Raw genomic sequence first — 19,530 nt, forward strand, 5'->3', positions numbered from 1 at the left:
GATATTCGGTGGTGGGCTTTGAATGCCGAAAGCTCTCCGTCCATGACGTTGATTAGGAAGCGGCAGACGGAGCGTCCGTCGTCGGTGGACTCCTGGATCTTCTTTGCGAGGGCACGGTTGAACTCGGAGTCGTCTGAGGAGTTGGAGTCTGTGCTGCGGTGGGACGGCTCGGTCGGGTTGTCGACGATGAATTCGGCCGCCTCGTCCCAGCCGTACTTTCTGAGAAGTCTGGCGGCGTCGAGCCTGTGGCAGATCTTGAAGTCGTCGCGTTCGCCATTCATGACCTCTATGAGGAAGTCTATGATGGTGTCGCCGTTGTCTGTTCTGGCCTGGATTCTCTGTGCTAGGTTCATGGGGTGTTGGTATTCGGCTAATAGAATGTATGTTCTTAACCAAGGATAGTAGGTTAGCAGAACCGGGTCAAGGTCAGTTTGGTGAGGTCGCTCACGTACTGCCTGAACCGGAGGGCACGTGATGGTTCTCCCTGCTCCTTTTCCTGATGCGCATTAGCTGTCTTGCCAGGAATAGAAGACCGCCGACTAGCACGATGCTGAGATACGTAATCGACCTGTCGGTTATGGTGGCCGCGACCGCGTCGGGTCGACTCAGCTCCAGCAGGAAGAGTCCCGTAACTCCGGGTTCAACGGCGCCCACGCCACCCGGAGTGGGAACAGTGCTCAGGATCGCGTGTCCGAGGGCGACGACGGGAATCAATGCGAGTCCTGCGTCGATGTCCAGTGCCTGCAGAACGAGGTACAGCCTGGCCATCTCGAGCAGCCATCCGATAACTCCGAGTGACAGCACTGTGGGCAACAGGTCGAGACTGCCCAGGGTTCCCTGGTGGAACCGGTCGTAAGCCTCTTCGAGCCTCGCCGGAAGGAGCCGGGCAAGCCGTGTTCCGTAGAATCGCATTGCGACGACGACCAGTAAGATCAGCACGGTCATGGCCGGTGCAGCGAAGACGATGTACCAGGAGATGGCAAGGCCGCTGGTGGCGGTAAACAGCAGCACGCTCACAACGATCAGTACGGCGACGGTGACCATGTCGAGGAGTCTCTCTGCGAGAAGGGTGCCGAGGCTCCACGAGAAAGAGGAGCCGGAGTCTTCCGAATAGGCGTACGCCCTGTATGCGTCGCCAAGTCGGAGCCAGGCGACAGAGTTGACGAACCAGCCGATGATGATAAGCACGGACGTTGAGGCTGTTGAGGGCAGCTTCGTCAGTTCCGGTCGGCGCGATTCGGCGTTGCGGGCGAGAATCCGCCACCTTGCCCCTCTGAACGCGAAACTGATGTAGTAGGCGATGATTGCAAGACCGTACAGCCAGGGGTTGATGGACCGGATGCTCTGCCATGCCTGGCCCCATTCGAGATCGAACCTCGCAACCAGAAGTCCGATCAGCGCGATTGCTACTCCATAGGAGAGCAGCGTGGGCCACGAGAAAACACGTCGCCTGATCGACTGGGGACGCTGTGAATTGGGCGGAGGCATCTCTTCTGGTTAGCGGTCCTCTCTGGAAGGGCTTAAATTCGTCACTGGTTGGAGAGCGGACGCTTGGATGGTATGCCCGAACGCCGTGGGTATCTTTCAGGGGTCAGGTCTACCTTGGCGATTACAAGCAGCAATCGCGAGGACTCGGAGTCGTCCAGGTCAAACTTGAAGGGTTCTCTGACTTCGCCTCCGAGAGTATGTATGGCGTGGCGGGCCTCTTCTATCTCGTCAGCCGCGGTCGATGTCTTGTGGACCGCCACAAAGCCGCCGGGACGGCAGAAGGGCAAGGTCAGCTCGGCAAGTACGGACATTGGCGCCACTGCACGTGAGACGACAAGGTCGAACTGCTCGCGCAGTTCAGGCAGGCGGGCAAGCTCCTCCGCGCGTCCATGACGCGCTTCCAGGCCTGACAGCGACAGTGTGTCGACCACATGACGCAGGAACTGCACCTTCTTGCCTGTGGCATCCAACAGCGTGCCCGTCATGCATGGAAATGCAATCTTCATTGGGATGCCGGGAAGCCCGGCCCCGCTTCCGACATCGATGAACCGGCACACTTCCAGTTTGTTGGCCTCTATAACGGTTGAGAGTGACAGCGAGTCAAGAAAGTGTCGGCGCTGCACCTGCTCCCAGCCGGTCACAGCCGTCAGGTTCATCCTGGAGTTCCATTCCAGCAGGGTGTGGTAGTACCGCTGAAACATGCAGACCTGAGACTGCTCAATAACCAGACCCAAATCGGCCGCACCCCGTCGGAGGGTTTGGGCATCTAACCGTGTAACAGGCGGATCGGTATTCAATGAGTCCAGGTCGCTAACCGAATTGGGCATCGACGCGTTGTATGACGGTAAGAACCGTCCAACAGGATAAATCAAGGCAATTAGAACAGACGGAAGATGCTCACGCCAAGTGACGGAAATTGCCTCCACACTGTACCGTTCTGAGACAGGAATGCAATCTAGGACTCTCACTCAAGCGTAATGGAAGGTGAGCGGCCACTCTGGGGCCCGCTCTCATGGTGTCAGCCATGGATTACGAAAATGCGGACGACCGGCAGCTGATAGAGGGGATCTGCCTGCGAGATCGGGCAGCCCTCGAAGCGCTGTACACGAAATACTCGGGCCCGGTGTACTCTCTTGCCATGCATATGCTGAGAGACGCCGGAGCGGCTGAAGAGGTGGCGCAGGACACCTTCTTCAATATATGGAGGAGGGCGAACAGCTACAAGGCTCCTCGCGGGAGCGTTACGAGCTGGCTCTTCAGCATCGCACACAACCGTACAATTGACGAACTGCGTAAGCGCAAGAGAGACTACAATAGGATTCGACATGGCGTGGACCTCTCCAACAGGCCAACCGAATCGCGGGGGGACGACCCCACTGAATACGCGATGGCCCAGTTCGAGGGAAGCCGCCTCAAGGACGCGCTTACCACACTCAGGCCAGAACAGCGAGAAGTTGTGGTTCTCGCTTACTTCGGAGGGCTGACTCATTCGGAGATATCAAAACATCTCGATCAGCCACTTGGTACTGTCAAGACCAGGATGCGGCTGGCGATAAAGAAGCTCAGAGATGTCCTGGAACCGCAGATCCGAGAGTCAGCCGAGCAGTTATTCCGGTCTTACCTGCTAGGAGAGCTCGACGAATCTCAGGCGTCCCGCGTTGAGACACACGTTGAATCCTGCGCATCCTGCGGCCTTCTACTCGAGGGCGATGGCGAGACACTGGCCAGACTTGCCCACTCAGTTCCCCAGACAACAGCGCCATCCCATGTGAAGGACCGCCTTTTCGGTCTCATTGAGTCCGAGGCAGAGTCATCCCGCCCACTCGATCGGCTTGTCGAGAGCTGGTCCCTTTACGCTGAAGATGTCCTCAGGAGTCTGTCAGTCCAATCTGGCAAGCTGGGGTTGGCAGGCCTGGCAATAGCCTTAATCCTTGGTGGCGTGTGGTTCTACGACAGGCTGAACGAGATTTCCCCTGAACAACCGGCGACGGTCCTCGAGGGCGATGAATTGTCCTCTCGCCATGAGGCTTTGTTGATGTCTTCGTCGCCCGGCGCATCCGTGAATATGCTACGTGGGACTGGTCCCGGCGAGTCGGCTCGCGGCCTGCTGGTGGCGTCTCGCACGTCTGACAGGGCCCTCCTCCTGGTGGTCGATCTACCCCCTCTCCCGCGTGGAATGGTGTACCAGGTCTGGCTGATCAAAGGCAGCCTGATGCACAGTGCCGGGTGGTTCACGGTAGACTCGACTGGATACGGTCAGACTGTTATTATACCCGTGGCTCCTTTCTGGGAGTTCGATGCCGCAGGCATAACTATCGAACCCAGAGGGGGCAGCATAGACCCTACCGGCGTGAGTGTCCTGAGCGGCGAACTTTAGAATTTGTCTTAAAAGATCGTCAAACAGGCCCTATGCTAGGCTTGCGCCTTATGGTAGGGTATCACGGTGCGAAACAGATCGAGTTTATCCAACGATCACCTAGTCATTATCCTCAAATCCGAAGGAGGGGAGTCACTCAGTATGCCCAGGTCTAAATTCTTACTAGTCTTGGCTCTCTTGCTGCTGCTGTCTATACCCGCAACCGCAGTCCTGTCCGATGGACACGGACTTGGAGAGGGCACTGCGACAGTGCTTGACGATGCCGGCATGAGCGACGGCCTTGAAGTCAGCTTGGCGGGAGCATCGGCTCCCGACGAGGGCAAAGAGTACGCCGTATGGCTCGCTAACGATGATCAGTCTGCCTTCCTGCGGGTCGGCACGCTTGACGTAGGCGAAGACGGCAGCGCGAGCCTCACGTTCGATAGCAGTTCCGCTGGCTACACAGGGGAGAACCTGATCGCGACCTACAGTGGTTTTGCAATTTCAGAAGAAGATGCAGGATCCTCGCCTTCCGGTCCTACCGGACAGGGTGCGGCCTCCGACGTTCTGGAGGGCGACACGCTCGACCAGGCGCGAGCCTTGGTCATGGCTATGGCCGACCTCAGGACCCAATTGAAAGCTGCCTCCATGAACGCCGGCATGGCTGCGGAGGCTGAGTCTCTTGAAGATGTAATGAGCTATGTCGAGATGACCGCTGAGGGTCTTGACGGAGCGATTGAACAGGCAGCAGCGGCCAGCGCCGCCGCCGCCGCTTTTGGGGCCACTGGTGAAGAGGGCTCAGGTCGCTCGGTTCACGCTGCGCTGGCGCAGACGACCGCAGAAAACGCCAAGACGTACGCCATGATGGCGCGTGACGCAGCCCAGGCTGCGCTCGACCAGGACGACGTCGCTCTGGCGAAGATCTTCGTCGGCCCGGGCGGTAGCTCAGTCGTAAGTCTTTCCTCCGCCGCATTGAGCGGATTCGACGCCAACGGCAACACGACGCTTGAGGGGAATGAAGGCGGAGCCATGCAGGCTTATCGCCATGCCCAGCAGGCAGTCGCATGGAGTCCCAGGGCAGGCGGTCTGCCAGTTCTGGCGACACCGACTCCTGTAGCCACGGCTACGCCGATCCCGCCGCCGCAACCCACAGCGCCAGGCCTGCCGGGCGTCGGTGGTGACACCGTCTCGCCAGTGGTACTGATGGCCATTGCTGCGGCCGCCGGACTGCTAGTGATTGGTGGCACGATGTCCATCAGGAACAGGACGCGCCGGGTGCGCATCAAGTCGTAGAGACGACTGAAATCAGCTAAACAACAGGATGCCCCGTCAAGTGCGGGGCATCTTGCTTTCACCAACAATGGCGAGGCGCCATGTCCATAAGTGTCGAAATCAGGTGCGATCTCTGTGGGACAGAGATGGTCGCCATTCACTGCAAACTGCGATGTCCGCAGTGTGGGTACACGAGAGACTGCTCAGACCCGTAGTCAGGTCGCAATGAAGGGTTAGCTCAGAGGTGTGCTGCGAGCGGAGAGCTTAGCCGCCTATGTGGTACATCTCCACCTTTTTGCGCGGCTCGTCCGTGAACATGGTCCTGATCTCAGAGTAACGGTCGTCCCTGCCGGTCCATACACCTCGGACGATCTCCTCGATCTCCTCATCAGTGGCATCGGAGCGCAGGGGCGTCCGCAGGTCGGTGCCCGACGTCGCGAACAGGCAGGTCACGAACTGACCCTCCGGGGAGAGCCTCATCCTGGTGCAGTCACCGCAGAACGGCTTGGTCACTGAGGCGATGACGCCGATTTCGCCAGTACCGTCTGCGAACCTGAACCGGTTCGCCACTTCACCGGTGTAGTTGGCAGACATCGGCTCCAGCGGCATCTCCGCGCTGATCCGGGCCACGATCTCATCGGCTGGGACGACGTCGTCCATCTTCCAGCCGTTCAGGGTGCCCACGTCCATGTACTCGATGAAGCGGACTATGTGACCGTGTTCCCTGGCAAACCTCGCGAGATCCACGATGGTGTGATCGTTTACACCACGCTGGACGACTGCGTTGATCTTGATCGGGCTGAAGCCAACCTCATCGGCGGCGGCAATCCCCTCCAGCACTCGCTCGGTGCCGAAGTTGCGGCCGTTCATCTTACGGAACACTTCATCGTCCAGCGAGTCCAGGCTGATGGTGATGCGGCGCAGGCCAGCGTCCCACAGCTTCTGAGCGAACTGAGGGAGCAGGTAAGCGTTGGTGGTCATCGCCAGATCGTCAACGCCGGGGAGCGCTGCCAGCATGGCTATGAGCTGGTCCACATCCGCCCGCACCAGGGGCTCACCGCCGGTGACCCTGACCTTAGTCACTCCGAGTTTGACGAGAATGCCGGTCAGCCGGGTAATCTCCTCGAAAGTTAGAAGCGACTCCCTGGGCAGGAACTGGTAACGCTCGCCGTAGATCTCGGCAGGCATGCAGTATGGGCATCGGAAGTTGCACCTGTCCGTTACGGAGATGCGAAGATCTCTTATGGGCCTTCGGAATCGGTCCAGGACAGGTGGGTTGGTTCCCTCTGGGGGTGTAGTAGTCATTTCAACTCATTATACCTGTTTTAGGCGTGCAAGCAGGTGCCGCTTGCGAGCGCATTGGCGGCTTTCCTGACAGCCAGCGCGCGATGGCTGACTTCGTTCTTCTGTTCCGGGGTTAGTTCGGCCATGGTGAGACCGAGGTCGGGAAACAGGAAAACAGGGTCGTATCCAAAGCCGTGTTCGCCCCTGGGTTCGCGAACGATTCTGCCCCTGCATGATCCTGGGAACAGTCGCGTCTCCTCGCCTGGAGAGGCGATGGCGATGACACAGGTGAACTGTGCATCCCATGTGGCCTCAGGTGTGGACTGCAGGTTCTTCAGCAGGAGCTGAATACGGTCGGCGTCCGTCGCGCTGGGGCCGGCATATCTTGCGGAGCGCACACCCGGTTCGCCGCCGAGGGCATCGACTTCCAGACCGGAGTCGTCAGCCAGGGTCAACATGCTGCTGAGGTCTCGATAGGTCTCAGCCTTCAGCACTGCGTTGTCCTCAAACGTGTGGCCCGTCTCTTCGACGTCGATCTCGATACCCACGTCCGCAAGTGAAACGAGTTCGAACGGCACGCTGCCGAGCAGGTCTGAAAGCTCCCTAAGCTTGCCGTGATTGCGTGTGGCGACAAGCAGTCTCGGTCGGGATGTCAAAGGCTTCTCCTGAGGCCATGTCACGATGGGGTGTGAGTCGCCGCAGTATAGCAAACAGCTTAGATGTTAGAATCACCGCCGGAGGTGACCAATGGCAGGCGCGCTTTCAGGGTATCGAGTCCTGGAGTTTGGAGACCACCCGGCAGTGGCGGTACTGGGTATGCTGCTGGCTGACCAGGGAGCGGATGTGGTGAAGGTGGAGTCTCCAGATGGGGACCCTCTCAGGGGCACACCGGTGTTCTCAGTATGGAACCGGGGTAAGAAATCTGTGGTCGCGGCTAACGACGATTGCGAGCTTATGAGTAGCCTTGTGGCCGGAGCCGACGCAGTCGTAGAGGGGTCTCACTCGGGTCAGAGCCCGTACGGGATCGACGGTGATTCCGCACGCGACATGCGCTCCGACATCGTCCGTCTGTCGTTGCCGGGATTTGGCGAAGGCCATCCCCACGCGGGGACACCGGGGACGGAACTCCTGATTTCGGCTGCCACCGGCGTGTACACCGACAGGAGCAAGGACGCCTCCGAGGGCGTGAGCTTTCTAGCGCTTCCGTACGCGAGCATCTTTGCGGCCATGGTTGCCGCACCCGCGCTTGCGGCCGCACTGTATCACCGGGAGCGTACCGGCGAGGGTCAGGCCGTGACGGTGCCCCTGTACGACGCCATGTTCACTGCCATGGGATCGGCGGTCGTGAGCAGGCCCGACGTCGAGCCCGGTCCGCGGGCCACATCGCCGGCGATTGCGCGATTCTATCGCTGCGGTGATGGACGCTGGATCAACCTCAACGCGATGTACGAGCGCTCGCTGAGGCCGGTACTGGACGTCCTGGGACATCCTGAGTGGTTCGGGCCTCTGACGGACTCCCGTCTCTACGATAACCTGGAAGAGATTGAGGAGTGGGCGGCACGGTTACAGGAACCGTGGCTGGCGCGACCGGCACTTGAGTGGGAATCTCTGATGGCGGAGGCCGGCGTGCCTCTGACGATGTGCCGCACTCTACGCGAGTGGATGGAGACAGACCATGCCATAGCATCCGGCGCGGTGTTGGATGTCGAAGACCATGAATTCGGTCCGATGCGCCAGGTGGGAATCCAGGTGCGATTGAGTGGCACACCGGGAGGGGTGGGCATTCCAGCGCCGCGACTTGGACAGCACAACGAGACCATACTGGCTGAGGCGAAGAGAGAGAAGTGACTATGCCTGGAGCTTTAGACGGAATCCGAGTCCTGGACCTGTGCATCATTCTCGCGGGGCCAACCTGCGGGAGGACGCTGTCCGAGTACGGCGCCGACGTAATCAAGGTCGACCCTGAGCACCGTGTCCCCGCGCTTACACCCTGGCTGGATGTTGGCCGGGGCAAGCGCAGCATCTGCCTGAACATTACCAAGGACGCAGGACTTGAAGCCTTCTACAAGCTGGCCGACACCTCCGACGTGGTGCTGACTGGGTTCAGAAAGGGCGTGGCTGAGCGCCTGGGGATCGGCTACGACCAGCTTAGTGAGCGCAACCCGAGGATCGTCTATGCCGCGATCAACGCATTCGGCCAGGAAGGTCCGTGGGCGATGCGTCCCGGTTTCGACCAGAACGCGCAGGCCGCGACCGGAATGCAACTGCGCAACGGCGGGGACGACGGCGAGCCCGGACCTCCTCCATACACGTTCAACGACTACGGCACCGGCATCATGGCTGCTTACGGTGTGATCCTCGCTCTGTTGGAGCGGGAGCGTACCGGCAGGGGACAGAAGGTCGACACATCTCTGGCGTACACGGCTTCGACATTCTCTTCGGAGTACATGATCGACTACGAGGGATTCGAGCCGGACGAGATTAGCGGTCCTGAGGCCAAGGGAAGAGGGCCATTCTCTCGCCTGTACCGGACGTCTGACGGGTGGCTTGCGCTATCGGCGGAGAAAGAGGACGAACAGAAGCGACTCCTACAGTTGGAGCCCTTTGGCGGGATTTCAGAGGGCGAGTTGTCAGGCGGATTGGAGACGGTGTTCGCGTCCAACTCAACGTCAGACTGGATGGAGATGCTGTCCGGGGCAGGCGTGCCTGCGACTTCCCATCAGGGCTTGAATGACGTGAGGTCGGACTCCTACGCGAGAGATGCCGGACTGATCATCTCCGAGCAGCACAAGGCGTTTGGAGCCGTCGAGCACGCCGGCACAGCACAGCGACTGAGCAAGACGCCCGCGCGTGTTGGAACGTCCCCTGTGTTTGGCGGAGACACCGAGTCTGTACTAACCGAACTGGGATACACGCAGGAAGAGATCGACTCAATGCGAGCCGACGGCGTGATCCCGGAGCCGCAGGGCCTGCCTCTGAACTGACTGGGGCGTTAGCTGGCTTCCGAGAGGTCTGCCGCGACCGACCTTGCCTGCGCCGCAAACCGGTCTGCCAGCAGTCCACAAGCCCCGGTATATTGCGTGGGATCGAGAAGACTCTCGATCTGGTCGGCTGACAGATTGTCCTGGACGTCACTTTCGTCAGAGAGCGTGTCCGTGAACGAACGCCCCTCGACGACAGATGCCTGCGCGGCATCGTAGATCACGTCGTGAGCGCGCTGGCGTCCAATCCGACGGCCCAGCTCCAGCATCAGCGCCTCGGACATGATGAGCCCACCCGACAGGTCGAGGTTCTGGCGCATCCTGTCAGGGAAGACCTGTAGGCCGCTGAACAGCTCGATCATGTATTGAAGGATGTCTCCGACGATGATCGCGGACTGGTTGAGCGCCCTGTCCATCATGACGCTGGTGGTGCGGTCGGCCTCATGCTCGGTCATCATCGACTCGAGTGCGAGCGGGACGAGCGCCCTGACCTGAGCGGCCCCTGCCACGATGTCCTGGCTGACCTTGGGATTCCGCTTCTGAGGCATGGTGCTTGAGCCGACGGTGCCGGGCGGAACAGGCTCTTCGAGCTCGCCGAACTCCTGCTTCATGAGCGTGTACACTTCGCGTCCGACCTTGGAGCACGTCGCGGACAGCATCCCTAGCAGCACCACGTACTCGCAGAGGTGGTCTGCGGTGGTCCTGGAGGGCATCGTCATCGGACGCATGTCCAGCTTCTTCGCCATGAGTTCCTGGATGTCCATGCCGATCTCACCGAGCGACCCGAGCGTGCCCGCGCCGCCTCCCAGCATCGCAACGAAGACCCTGTCCTCGCATCCCTGTAGTCTCTCAACGTGCCTGATCAGTTCGTCGATCCACACGGCCACCTTGAGTCCGAACGTGGCCGGAACAGCGTGCTGTCCGTGTGTGCGGCCGGGCAAAGCGAAGTCCCTCGTGCGCTCGGCGAGGTCTGCCAGCATCTCAAGGATGCGAGCAATCTGGCCGAGATAGATGCGGTGAGCCTTGCGAAGCTGCAGCAGCTTTCCAGTCTGGGTTATGTTCTGCGTGGTCGCACCCCAGTGAACGTGACCGCCAGCGTCGCCGTCGCAGACGCGGTCGAGCTCCCAGATCAGCGGCACGAGGCCGTGCCCGGTCGTTGCAAGACCCTCGTAGATCGCGTCCATGTCGAGAAGCTCGATTCGGGCCTTGAGGGTGATCTCCTCAGCGGCGTCCGCAGGGATGACGTCCAACTCCGCCTGTGCCTGTGCCAGGGCGGCTTCCACGTCGAGCCACGACTGAAAACGCTGGCTCTCTGAGAAGAGTTCACGGATGCCCGGATCAGGCATTCTGAGGGCTGTAGGCTCCTGCTGCATGGCGATGTCTCCAGATAGTGATATTGAGCGGAGTGTAGGTATCGGTCGCGCACGATGTCAATGATAGCTGACGCTCGAGGGATGTGCGGAGAAGGGGGGATTCGTGAGGGTCCGACGGTGGGCCGGAGGCCTGGAACTAAGTTAGCGGCTTGGTCGGCCTACAAGCCTGCGCAGGAAATTCCTGATCCTGGCCCTGCGGTTGACGTGATGCTGCACCATGGCGCCTGCTAGCGTGTTTACGAGGTCCGACTCGTCTGTCCGCCAGTGGTCCTGATTTCGGGGGCTGTTGTTGAAATCCTGCATCCGTATCCGCTGATGAAACTGCTTCCCCGAGAGGGAAGTGCAGCAAATCGTACAGCGGGTACGTGAGAGGGACTAGCGAGATTTGACCCATGTTTTTGATTTTTGGAGTAGGTAAACAGAGGCCCAAATGTACGAGAAACTTGGGAAAGACCACATCCGGAGCTGAGTCGCGGGTTCACGTCGTATCAGTCCAGGTGGGATGCGTCGTTGAACAGGTTGATCCGGCGCAGATCCGAGTTTACGCGGTCGAGGCCGTCGAGTTGCCATCTCTCGACTGCGATGGTGAACTCGAACATCGCCGTGTTGCGGACACCCAGCCCCCACATTCTGTCGGTGCCCACGAGTTGAGCGAAGATGTGGCTAATGATGCCGCCGTGCGTGAATACCAGCACGCTGTCATCGTCAGTGTGTTCGCCAGTAAGCAAATCTACGACACGCTGAGCTCGGTCTGAGCGTTGGGTGTACGTCTCGGCTCCGTCTACCAGGTCGAGGTTCCTGCTGACTGTGAACTCCCTTGCGACCTCTGGCATTTGCTCTTCGATGTCCTGCCAGGTCTTGCCGGCGAATACGCCGATGTCGGTCTCCATCAGGTCGTCCACCTGGACAATGGGGATGTCCCACGCGCTCGATGCTATCTGCGCGGTCTCGAGTGTTCTGGACAGCGGGCTGGAGTAGATGTGAGAGGGTTGATAGCCCTCGGAAGTAAACCTCTCTCGAAGTTTAGCTGCCTGTTTTCGGCCTAATTCGGTTAGCAGGGTGTCATCTCTTCCCTGCCAACGGCCCTGGGCGTTCCCTGTACTTTCCGCGTGTCTGACAATTCTTAGCTTCATGGGTAGTCCGATCGTGTCCTGTCTTTTGAGTATGGGGTCGTCTGGGGTGAAGTGCCCATTCCGGCAACGGACGCCTTATCGTAACACTCGATGAAGGAACGCTGTAAACTTGCAGTCGCCATGGGCAGCATACGGACTCCGAAGTGAAGAATCACAGACCGCGCACCATCTACTACGGCTGGATAGTCGCAGCGGCGTGTGTGTTTATAGCGATGGCTGGAAGCGGCACGTTCAACGGATTCGGGGTTTTCATCATCCCGATGAGCGAGGAGTTTGGATGGAGTCGCTCGGCGATCTCTCTCGCGGCATCGGTTGGAACGATGGTCGGTGGGCTCAGTCAGCCCGTATTCGGCAGGGTGTTCGACAGGGTCGGCGGACGCCAGCTGATTCTCGTAGGGCTGGTCGCCTTCGGAGTGTCCACAGTCCTGCTGATGTTCACCAGCAATATCGTCTACCTGGTGTTTGTGTTCGGTGTGCTGGTCGCGCTGGCGGGCAGCGCGGGCACGTTCAACACTGCCGTTGCGCTCGTCTCGAAGTGGTTCGAGCGTCGACGCGCGACCGCCATCTCCCTGGTTTCGGCGGGAGGATCCCTCAGCGGACTGGTGTTCGTGCCTTTCGTCGCCTACACCATCCCCCTGGTTGGATGGCGGAGCACATGGCTCATACTTGGACTCATAGTGCTCGTGCTGGCTGTCCCGGTCGCGTTTCTGGTCCTGAGAGAGGATCCGGCTGAAGTCGGACAGCTGCCCGATGGGGACGAGGAGGCAACTTATCGTCATTCGAGTGGCAGCGCATCAAGGGCCCCGCTCGAATCCGGCTACTGGCTGAACGCGCTCTGGTCGGTCCCGTTCTGGCAGATCGCCGGGGGGTACTTCGTCTGCGGCGTTACCACCTCGATGATCTCGACTCACTTCGTGCCCTACGCAATTGAGGAGGGATTTTCCCCATCAGCCGGAGCAATGGCGTTCGGTGTGCTGAGCGGCCTGAACATTATTGGAGTCATGGGCGCAGGGATGCTTGGAGACCGATTTGGCCGCAAGTACGTCCTTGCGGCTGTGTACGCGACGAGGGCTGTCAGCTTCCTGGTGTTGCTCACTGTCCCTGGCCTTTGGGGGCTGTTCGGGTTCGCGATTATCAGCGGGTTCTCGTGGTACGGCACCGTCCCCCTGACGACGTCACTTACAGCCGAGGTCTACGGAATCAGACACATCGGCACGCTCAGCGGAATCACCTATCTCGCTCACTCGGTTGGAGGAGCGCTGTCGGTGCAGTTCGCGGGAATAATGAAGGATGTCACCGGCGCCTACCTCGTGCCATTCGGCGCCGGCGGACTACTGCTGGTCGCCGCCGCAATCGTAAGCCTCACAATCAGGGAGAAGAGGTACTCCGCCCGATACCAGCTTTCTACGGCGGGTTAGAGTAGGACAGCCTTGGCGACGGACATAAGTGTCCAGCTTTAAGCTGGGCCTAGGGCAGGCGTCTGATCTTGGGAAGTGCGAGTGCAGTGACGATGCTGACTGCGAGAAGCACTGTTCCATTGATCAGGAGCGCCCGCGTTGCACCGAATGCTCCGGCTAGCGCGCCGACTCCCATGTGTCCGGCGGGCGCAACACCGATGCTGAGCACCCACGAGCCCATGGCCCTCCCTCGCTGCTCGTTGGGAACTACTTCCTGCATGAGGGTCTTGTAGAGGGTATCTACTATCGCCGCGCTGGCGTTGATCAGCGCAAGCACCGCAACGAAGTAGATGAAACCTCCGCCGAGGCTGAATGCCATCTCGCCCAGGCCGAACGTGCCGGCGATGATGAAGATCATCCACCCCTTGTGCCTGAAATTGCTCAGATACGCGAGGAGAATCAGGCCAATGATCCCCCCACCCTGGCGGAAGGAGCTCATTATTCCGAGACCTACAGAGCCCACTCCGAGCTCGTCCCTTGCGAACACCGGCAGCAGGCTCTGGTGGGTAAAGCCGAATACCTCTGTGATCGCCGCAAGGATCATGAGTGTCAGCAGAGTGCGATTCGTGCTGATGATCTCAATGTACCCTTTGAGGTTCTGGAACACCGACTGCGGAGTCCTTACCGCTGCCTGTCCCGCCTCGCGGGTCCACATCAGGATCACCGCTGACGCCGCGTAGCTGAGTCCGATGGCTAGGTACTGGACTCCTATGCCGGCGATCTCGATGATGGCGCCGGCTACGAGAGCGCCCGCCACTCCGCCTACTCGCTGACTCAACGCCGTGAGGGACATTCCGTTGAGCGCGGCCTCGGGACCAACTATGTCGTAGGTGTAAGCCTGTCTGAGCGTAAGAGTGAACGCCCATACACACCCCATGACTACGGTGAGCCCGATTATCGGCCAGACGTTTTGGTAACCCAGAAACAACGGGAGCGCGGTAAGCGCCGCGATAAACGCACCTACCAGCGTGATCCATCGTGTAAACACGCGCCTGTCCACCCGGTCGGCGACGGCTCCTGAGACCAGGCCAAGAAAGAAGAACGGGGCCATGCGGGCGGCGGACGCCACGCCAACCAGGAAAGGCGAGCCTGTGAGGTCGAGAACCAGCCAGCCAAGAGCGACGAACTCCATGCCCATGCCCACCGACTGAACGGTAGTCGACATCCACAGGAACCTGAAGTCGCGGTATTGAAAGGAGGCGGCCCAGACGGAACTTCTTGATAGGCGTGAGGACAGAGCCATTTCCTCTGGGGATCTCCTGAGAGACCGGATGGTGGTGCCGAAGGTCGGACTCGAACCGACACGGGATTGCTCCCACTGGTTTTTGAGACCAGCGCGTCTACCATTCCGCCACTTCGGCACGGTGGGCTGTTAACGGCTAATGTAGCACAACGAGGGGTCGATTCAATCGACCTGCGAGGTCTCGTTCGACTCCCGGAGCATATTGGTAGTCGTTTCTACATCGCCGCGGCAGCAATGTGAGAGTCTGCCAACAGGGGCTCGTGAATGTCAACCGCGGATGATCTGTCCAGCCTCACGTTATGGATATAAGCATCGGTCCATTACTCTCCGAAAGTCTCGGTGTGCTACGCTCTGACATCCTGGACGGCTGTCGTTCGTTCCTGCCTAGGAGTGTCACAGATGAAAGACCGACCCATACCGCCTGTGGCTGAGAAGCGGCCGCACAGCTTTACCCATCACGGCATTACCATCGAGGACCCGTGGCACTGGCTGCGCGATCCCAACTACCCGAAGGTGGATGACGCCGACATACTGGCGTATCTAACCGCTGAGAACGACTACTTCAAGGCGGTGATGTCGCCTCACAAGAGCTTGTCCGAGGCAATCTTCGAGGAGATCAAGGGACGCGAGCAGCCGGACCGCTCCAGCGTGCCGTTCAAGGACGACGACTGGTACTACCAGTGGCGTTACGAGGAGGGAAGTCAGTACCGCGTCTGGCTGCGCTGGCCCGCCGACGGCGCCAATGCGCGGGAAGCCCCGACCTCAGACGTGCAAACGATTCTGAGTGAACCTGAGCTCGCGAAGGACTCCGAGTACTTCATGCTTGGCTCCTTGTCGATGAGCAATAGCGGCTCTCTTCTTGCCTACAGCACCGACATCAACGGCTCCGAGCGGTTCACTATGGTGATCAAAGACCTTGAAACCGGAGAGATGCTTCCAGACCAGATCGAGGAGACCGCAGGGAATGCAGTCTGGGCATCGGATGACTCTTCGTTCCTGTATACGGTGGTGGACGAGAACTGGCGACCCTGGCAGGTGCGGCTTCATGTTCTCGGCGACCCCGTCGAGAATGACGCCGTCGTATACGAGGAGACCGACCCTGGCTTCTTCATCGGTGTGGGCCCATCGTCCTCCAAGCAGTACGTCATCATCGGTGCTGGAGACCACATTACCTCTGAAGTGAGGCTGCTGCGCTCCTCCGATCTCGGGGGTGAACAGGTCCTTGTCTCACCTCGTCGGAGCGGTCACGAGTACTCAATAGACCATCAGGGGGACCGATTCGTCGTTCGGACGAACGACACGCACAAGAACACACGGCTGGCTACGGCGCCAGAGGACGACCCCACTGAGAGGTCCTGGTCGACACTCGTTTACGCCTCCGACACGCACTACATCCGAGGATTCGCGACGTTCCAGGACTTCATCGCCGTTCATGAACGCATCGAGGGACTGGACCACATACGCCTGATCGACCGCGCAGGTGACTCGACGTACATACGCTTCCCGGAGTCGGCCTACAGTGCCCACATCGGGAACAACGAGGAGTTCCAGACCAACGAGTTGCGGCTGCAATACTCGTCGATGGTCACGCCGGACACTGTCTACGACTACCACCGCGATACCGGGGAGCTTGAAGTTCGGAAGGTGCGGGAGATACCAAGCGGATACGACGCCTCCAAGTATGTGACTGAGCGCACTTTTGCCGAAGCGCGTGACGGCGAGTGGGTTCCCGCGTCAGTCGTTCGCCGGAGGGACACGCCGGAGGACGGTACAGCCCCGCTCTATCTATATGGATACGGCGCCTATGGAATTGCCATCCCACCATCGTTTTCCACGACCTACCTGTCGCTCCTGGACCGCGGCTTCATCGTCGTCATTGCTCACATACGAGGAGGGGACGATCTCGGCTACCACTGGTACGAGGCCGGAAAGTTGGACAGACGCACCAACACGTTCAACGACTTCGTGGATGTCGCACATCACCTCATTGAAGAGGGGTACACCAGCCAGGGAAGAATCACCATCGCCGGCGGCAGCGCTGGTGGGGAGCTAGTGGGCGCAGCACTGAATCTGGCCCCGGACCTATGGGGCGCTGTAGCCGCTCACGTCCCATTCGTCGACGTGCTGAACACGATCCTGGATGACACCCTTCCGCTGACGCCGATCGAGTGGCCGGAGTGGGGCAATCCGATTGAGGACAAGGCCGCGTTCGAATACATCCGCTCGTACTCTCCATACGACCAGCTTGAGTCTCGCGACTACCCGCCGATCCTCGTGACAGCCGGGCTGAACGACCCCAGGGTGACCTACTGGGAGCCGGCCAAGTTCGTGGCGAAACTCCGCACGCTCAAGACCGACGACAACCCGCTGCTGCTAAAGACCAACATGGGCGCGGGCCACGGTGGTAGATCAGGTCGCTACGAGCAGATGTACGAAGACGCCGAGGAGTACGCGTTCATCCTGACCAGCATGAGGCTGGTGGAGTAGTAGTGAAGTAAGCGCGGGGGCTTCGAAGTGGACCCGGTCAACGGCAAGTTGAACCGAGTGGACATGCTGATGCTGTGATAACTAGGGGCTGGCCGCTGAGACGCAACACAGCCCCTATTCTTTCTAATTGACAGGTGACTCTCTAGTCCGCCGGGACGGCCTCTACTGCTCGGCCGCTGAAGGCGGGCATCACCTCTTCGGCGAACATCTCGAGCTGTTCCTGGATGACTGCCTGCGGAGTGCCGACTGGTTGGCTCACTCCGACGCGTTCGAGTCCGGGGTAGGCTGCTTCCACCTTCTTGAGCTGCTCGATGATCTGCTCGGGCGGGCCGGCCAGGAAGCCGCCGCCTTTCACTGCCTCCTCGATGCGGGGCAGGTCGAAAGTCGGTGCTCGCTTGGGGTCTGACATCGCGTCGATCTGCTCATCGCTGAGTGAACGGACCAGCCGGAGGGGGCCGAACATCTTGAGGTTCTCTTCATAGTACCCGGCAGCAGCCTGGATGGCTTCTTCCTGTGTGTTGGCGATGTAGAAGTGGAAGCCGATCGACAGGTTTTCGCCAAGTTCGAGGTCGCGCCCGGCGCGGGCGTTAGCATCACGGTATGCTTCGATAACGCGGTGCATCGCGCCGCCCTCGGCAACGCCGCCGCCAATCATGCCCTTGATCCCGTGCTTGGCCATGAAGTCGAGTCCGCGTTGTGTCGCGCTCTGGATGGGCTGCCAGCACTCTACGGGAAGCCTCACCGGGCGCGGGACCAGTGTGATCTTTTTCAGCGTGTAGCCTCGGTAGGGCACCTCAGGCGGGATGGTGTAGTACTCGCCCTTGTGTGAGAACGACTCCTCGTTGAACGACTGGAAGATGATGTCCACCTGCTCCTCGAACAGGTTGCGGTTGGCCTCCTGGTCCATCAGAGGAGCGTCGAAGGTGTCGACCTCGCGGGTGTGGTAGCCGCGCCCGACGCCGAAGATTGTCCGGCCGTTGGTAAGTACGTCCGCCGTCGCATAGTCCTCGGCGAGACGCAACGGGTGCCACATCGGAGCGATGTTGAAGCCGCAGCCGATTTTGATGCGCTCGGTCACGTGCGCCAGGTGGACGGCCATCATGAGAAGGTTCGGGATGCACTCGTAGCCCTCGGGCTGGAAGTGGTGTTCTGCCATCCAGAACGTGTCGAATCCCAGCCTGTCCAGGGTCTTCGCTATCGCCTCCGCCTTGTCGTACGCGGTGATCAGGTGGTCGTTACCGAACAACCTGTCGTTGACCGCTACGCCGCCGTAGCCGACGTTGTCCATATCCACGTGACCAGCGTACAGACTGTCAAACTTGGTAATCATGGCTTTCCTCACTCCTCCCGTGTGGGTACTCTGTTTTCGCCTACAGTCTAACCTGTTTTGCGTTTAAGGTGTGGCGGCCTGGGTGCTACGATCGAAACCAACTCATTCAGCCAACATTTGGGGAGATGTCCATGCTGACCGCCGCAACTGCTACTACCGAGTTCATACCAGGCCCTATCCGACTGGCGGTAGACCGCAAGGGAGAGGGGCCGCTGCTGGTGCTGCTGCACGGGATAGGTGGGAATCGGACGAACTGGCGTGACCAGATGCCGGTGTTCTCCAGGCACTTCACAACTGTCGCCTGGGATGCTCGTGGCTACGGGCTCTCAGACGACTACGGGGGAGACCTCGACTTCAAGGACTTCGCTCGAGATCTGGAGCGCGTCCTCGATCATTACGGAGCGCAGAAGGCTCACCTGCTTGGACTGTCGATGGGAGGGCGCATCATCCAGGACTTCTACGAGATGCACTCGAATCGCGTCTCGTCCCTCACCCTGTGCGACACGCGAAGCGGGGACTTTCACCAGTCGTGGGAGGCGCGGGTCGAGTTCGTCAGGCTGCGCAAGGAGCCGCTGCTCCAGGGCAAGACGCCTGCGGAGATGGCTCCGCCCGTGGCTGAGACGCTGATTGGCCCTACTTCTTCGAAGGAGGCGTTCAATCGGCTGGTGGACAGCATGGCGGCTCTCCACAAGGAGTCCTATATCAAGGCGATCGAGGCGTCGGGCCTTCAGCCCCAGACGCTTAACATAGCTTCGATCGGCGTGCCCACGCTCATAGTTTGCGGAGAGTATGACAAGCTGACTCCGCCTGAGGTCAGCGAGGGTATGCACAAGAAGATCCGGGATTCCGAGCTCGTGATCATCGAGGACGCCGGTCACCTCACCAACATCGAGAACCCGACGCGATTCAACGAAGTCGTGCTGGACTTCCTGCTGAAGCACCGGGAGTTGGGGTGAGGGCGTAGGTGAGATGATGGGCCGTAGGTATAGAGCTGTTCAGCGCTTTCAAGTACTGACCTATCTATTGTCACGACGGCTTGGTTCGTTATAAGAGGGTGTCTGAGAAGTGATTTCACGCTGGGTGGGCCAGTCGGCGTAGCATCAGCCTGACCATGGCAGCATACACG

General features: G+C 59.8%; 17 protein-coding genes and 1 tRNA gene. 7 read left to right on the forward strand and 11 right to left on the reverse strand.

The features are described 5' to 3' along the window. From J4G14_10350 to rsmG, 3 genes are all read right to left on the reverse strand, one after another. Positions 1–353, reverse strand: a 353-nt coding sequence (locus tag J4G14_10350) for a hypothetical protein (GenBank protein MCE2458201.1), incomplete at its 3' end; no start/stop codon positions are given. Between the two features lie 91 nt (positions 354–444). Beyond that, positions 445–1,488, reverse strand: a complete 1,044-nt coding sequence (locus tag J4G14_10355) for a flippase-like domain-containing protein (GenBank protein ID MCE2458202.1) — start codon at positions 1,486–1,488, stop codon at positions 445–447. 41 nt (positions 1,489–1,529) lie between these two features. Beyond that, positions 1,530–2,222 (reverse strand): 16S rRNA (guanine(527)-N(7))-methyltransferase RsmG, encoded by a 693-nt coding sequence (gene rsmG / locus J4G14_10360; GenBank protein ID MCE2458203.1) that lies wholly within the window; start codon positions 2,220–2,222, stop codon positions 1,530–1,532. Positions 2,223–2,512: 290 nt separating this feature from the next. On the opposite strand from rsmG, the gene J4G14_10365 reads away from it, so the two are divergent. Next, positions 2,513–3,865, forward strand: coding sequence for a sigma-70 family RNA polymerase sigma factor (locus J4G14_10365; GenBank protein ID MCE2458204.1), 1,353 nt, complete (start codon positions 2,513–2,515; stop codon positions 3,863–3,865). 141 nt (positions 3,866–4,006) lie between these two features. Further along, the gene (locus tag J4G14_10370; protein MCE2458205.1) at positions 4,007–5,137 is read left to right on the forward strand and encodes a hypothetical protein; all 1,131 of its coding nucleotides are present in this window, start codon (positions 4,007–4,009) and stop codon (positions 5,135–5,137) included. Between the two features lie 243 nt (positions 5,138–5,380). Here the strand turns inward: J4G14_10370 and moaA are convergent, their stop codons facing one another. Beyond that, positions 5,381–6,421: a GTP 3',8-cyclase MoaA gene (gene moaA / locus J4G14_10375; protein ID MCE2458206.1), complete on the reverse strand. Its 1,041-nt coding sequence runs from the start codon at positions 6,419–6,421 to the stop codon at positions 5,381–5,383. A 20-nt stretch (positions 6,422–6,441) separates the two neighbouring features. Further along, a complete protein-coding gene (locus tag J4G14_10380) occupies positions 6,442–7,056 on the reverse strand; it encodes an XTP/dITP diphosphatase (protein ID MCE2458207.1) in 615 nt (204 codons plus the stop codon). Positions 7,057–7,147: 91 nt separating this feature from the next. Between J4G14_10380 and J4G14_10385 the strand changes: the two genes are divergently transcribed. Together J4G14_10385 and J4G14_10390 are read left to right on the forward strand one after the other, a co-directional pair. Then, complete coding sequence (locus J4G14_10385) at positions 7,148–8,248, forward strand: CoA transferase (GenBank protein ID MCE2458208.1); 1,101 nt, start codon at positions 7,148–7,150, stop codon at positions 8,246–8,248. Positions 8,249–8,250: 2 nt separating this feature from the next. After that, positions 8,251–9,384, forward strand: a complete 1,134-nt coding sequence (locus J4G14_10390; GenBank protein MCE2458209.1) for a CoA transferase — start codon at positions 8,251–8,253, stop codon at positions 9,382–9,384. A gap of 8 nt (positions 9,385–9,392) precedes the next feature. Here J4G14_10390 and J4G14_10395 read toward each other — a convergent pair whose 3' ends face one another. The 3 genes from J4G14_10395 to J4G14_10405 form a co-directional block, all read right to left on the reverse strand. Then, a complete protein-coding gene (locus J4G14_10395) occupies positions 9,393–10,754 on the reverse strand; it encodes an adenylosuccinate lyase family protein (protein MCE2458210.1) in 1,362 nt (453 codons plus the stop codon). Positions 10,755–10,895: 141 nt separating this feature from the next. Beyond that, positions 10,896–11,057, reverse strand: a complete 162-nt coding sequence (locus J4G14_10400) for a hypothetical protein (GenBank protein ID MCE2458211.1) — start codon at positions 11,055–11,057, stop codon at positions 10,896–10,898. Between the two features lie 185 nt (positions 11,058–11,242). Further along, a complete protein-coding gene (locus J4G14_10405) occupies positions 11,243–11,887 on the reverse strand; it encodes a histidine phosphatase family protein (protein MCE2458212.1) in 645 nt (214 codons plus the stop codon). 143 nt (positions 11,888–12,030) lie between these two features. Here J4G14_10405 and J4G14_10410 point away from each other — a divergent pair, with 143 nt between their 5' ends. Beyond that, complete coding sequence (locus J4G14_10410) at positions 12,031–13,305, forward strand: MFS transporter (GenBank protein ID MCE2458213.1); 1,275 nt, start codon at positions 12,031–12,033, stop codon at positions 13,303–13,305. Positions 13,306–13,354: 49 nt separating this feature from the next. Here J4G14_10410 and J4G14_10415 read toward each other — a convergent pair whose 3' ends face one another. Continuing rightward, positions 13,355–14,509 (reverse strand): MFS transporter, encoded by a 1,155-nt coding sequence (locus J4G14_10415; GenBank protein MCE2458214.1) that lies wholly within the window; start codon positions 14,507–14,509, stop codon positions 13,355–13,357. 110 nt (positions 14,510–14,619) lie between these two features. Beyond that, a tRNA-Leu gene (locus J4G14_10420) sits at positions 14,620–14,705 on the reverse strand. A 281-nt stretch (positions 14,706–14,986) separates the two neighbouring features. On the opposite strand from J4G14_10420, the gene J4G14_10425 reads away from it, so the two are divergent. Then, positions 14,987–17,074 carry a S9 family peptidase gene (locus J4G14_10425; protein ID MCE2458215.1) on the forward strand — a complete coding sequence of 696 codons (2,088 nt, stop codon included), beginning with the start codon at positions 14,987–14,989 and terminating at the stop codon, positions 17,072–17,074. A 142-nt stretch (positions 17,075–17,216) separates the two neighbouring features. Here J4G14_10425 and J4G14_10430 read toward each other — a convergent pair whose 3' ends face one another. Further along, a complete protein-coding gene (locus J4G14_10430) occupies positions 17,217–18,404 on the reverse strand; it encodes an LLM class flavin-dependent oxidoreductase (protein ID MCE2458216.1) in 1,188 nt (395 codons plus the stop codon). A gap of 131 nt (positions 18,405–18,535) precedes the next feature. Between J4G14_10430 and J4G14_10435 the strand changes: the two genes are divergently transcribed. After that, positions 18,536–19,360 (forward strand): alpha/beta hydrolase, encoded by an 825-nt coding sequence (locus J4G14_10435; GenBank protein ID MCE2458217.1) that lies wholly within the window; start codon positions 18,536–18,538, stop codon positions 19,358–19,360. Positions 19,361–19,530 lie beyond the last annotated feature (170 nt).

It is taken from the genome of Dehalococcoidia bacterium, from assembly GCA_021295915.1.
Taxonomy (GTDB): domain Bacteria; phylum Chloroflexota; class Dehalococcoidia; order Lucifugimonadales; family UBA1123; genus VXRN01.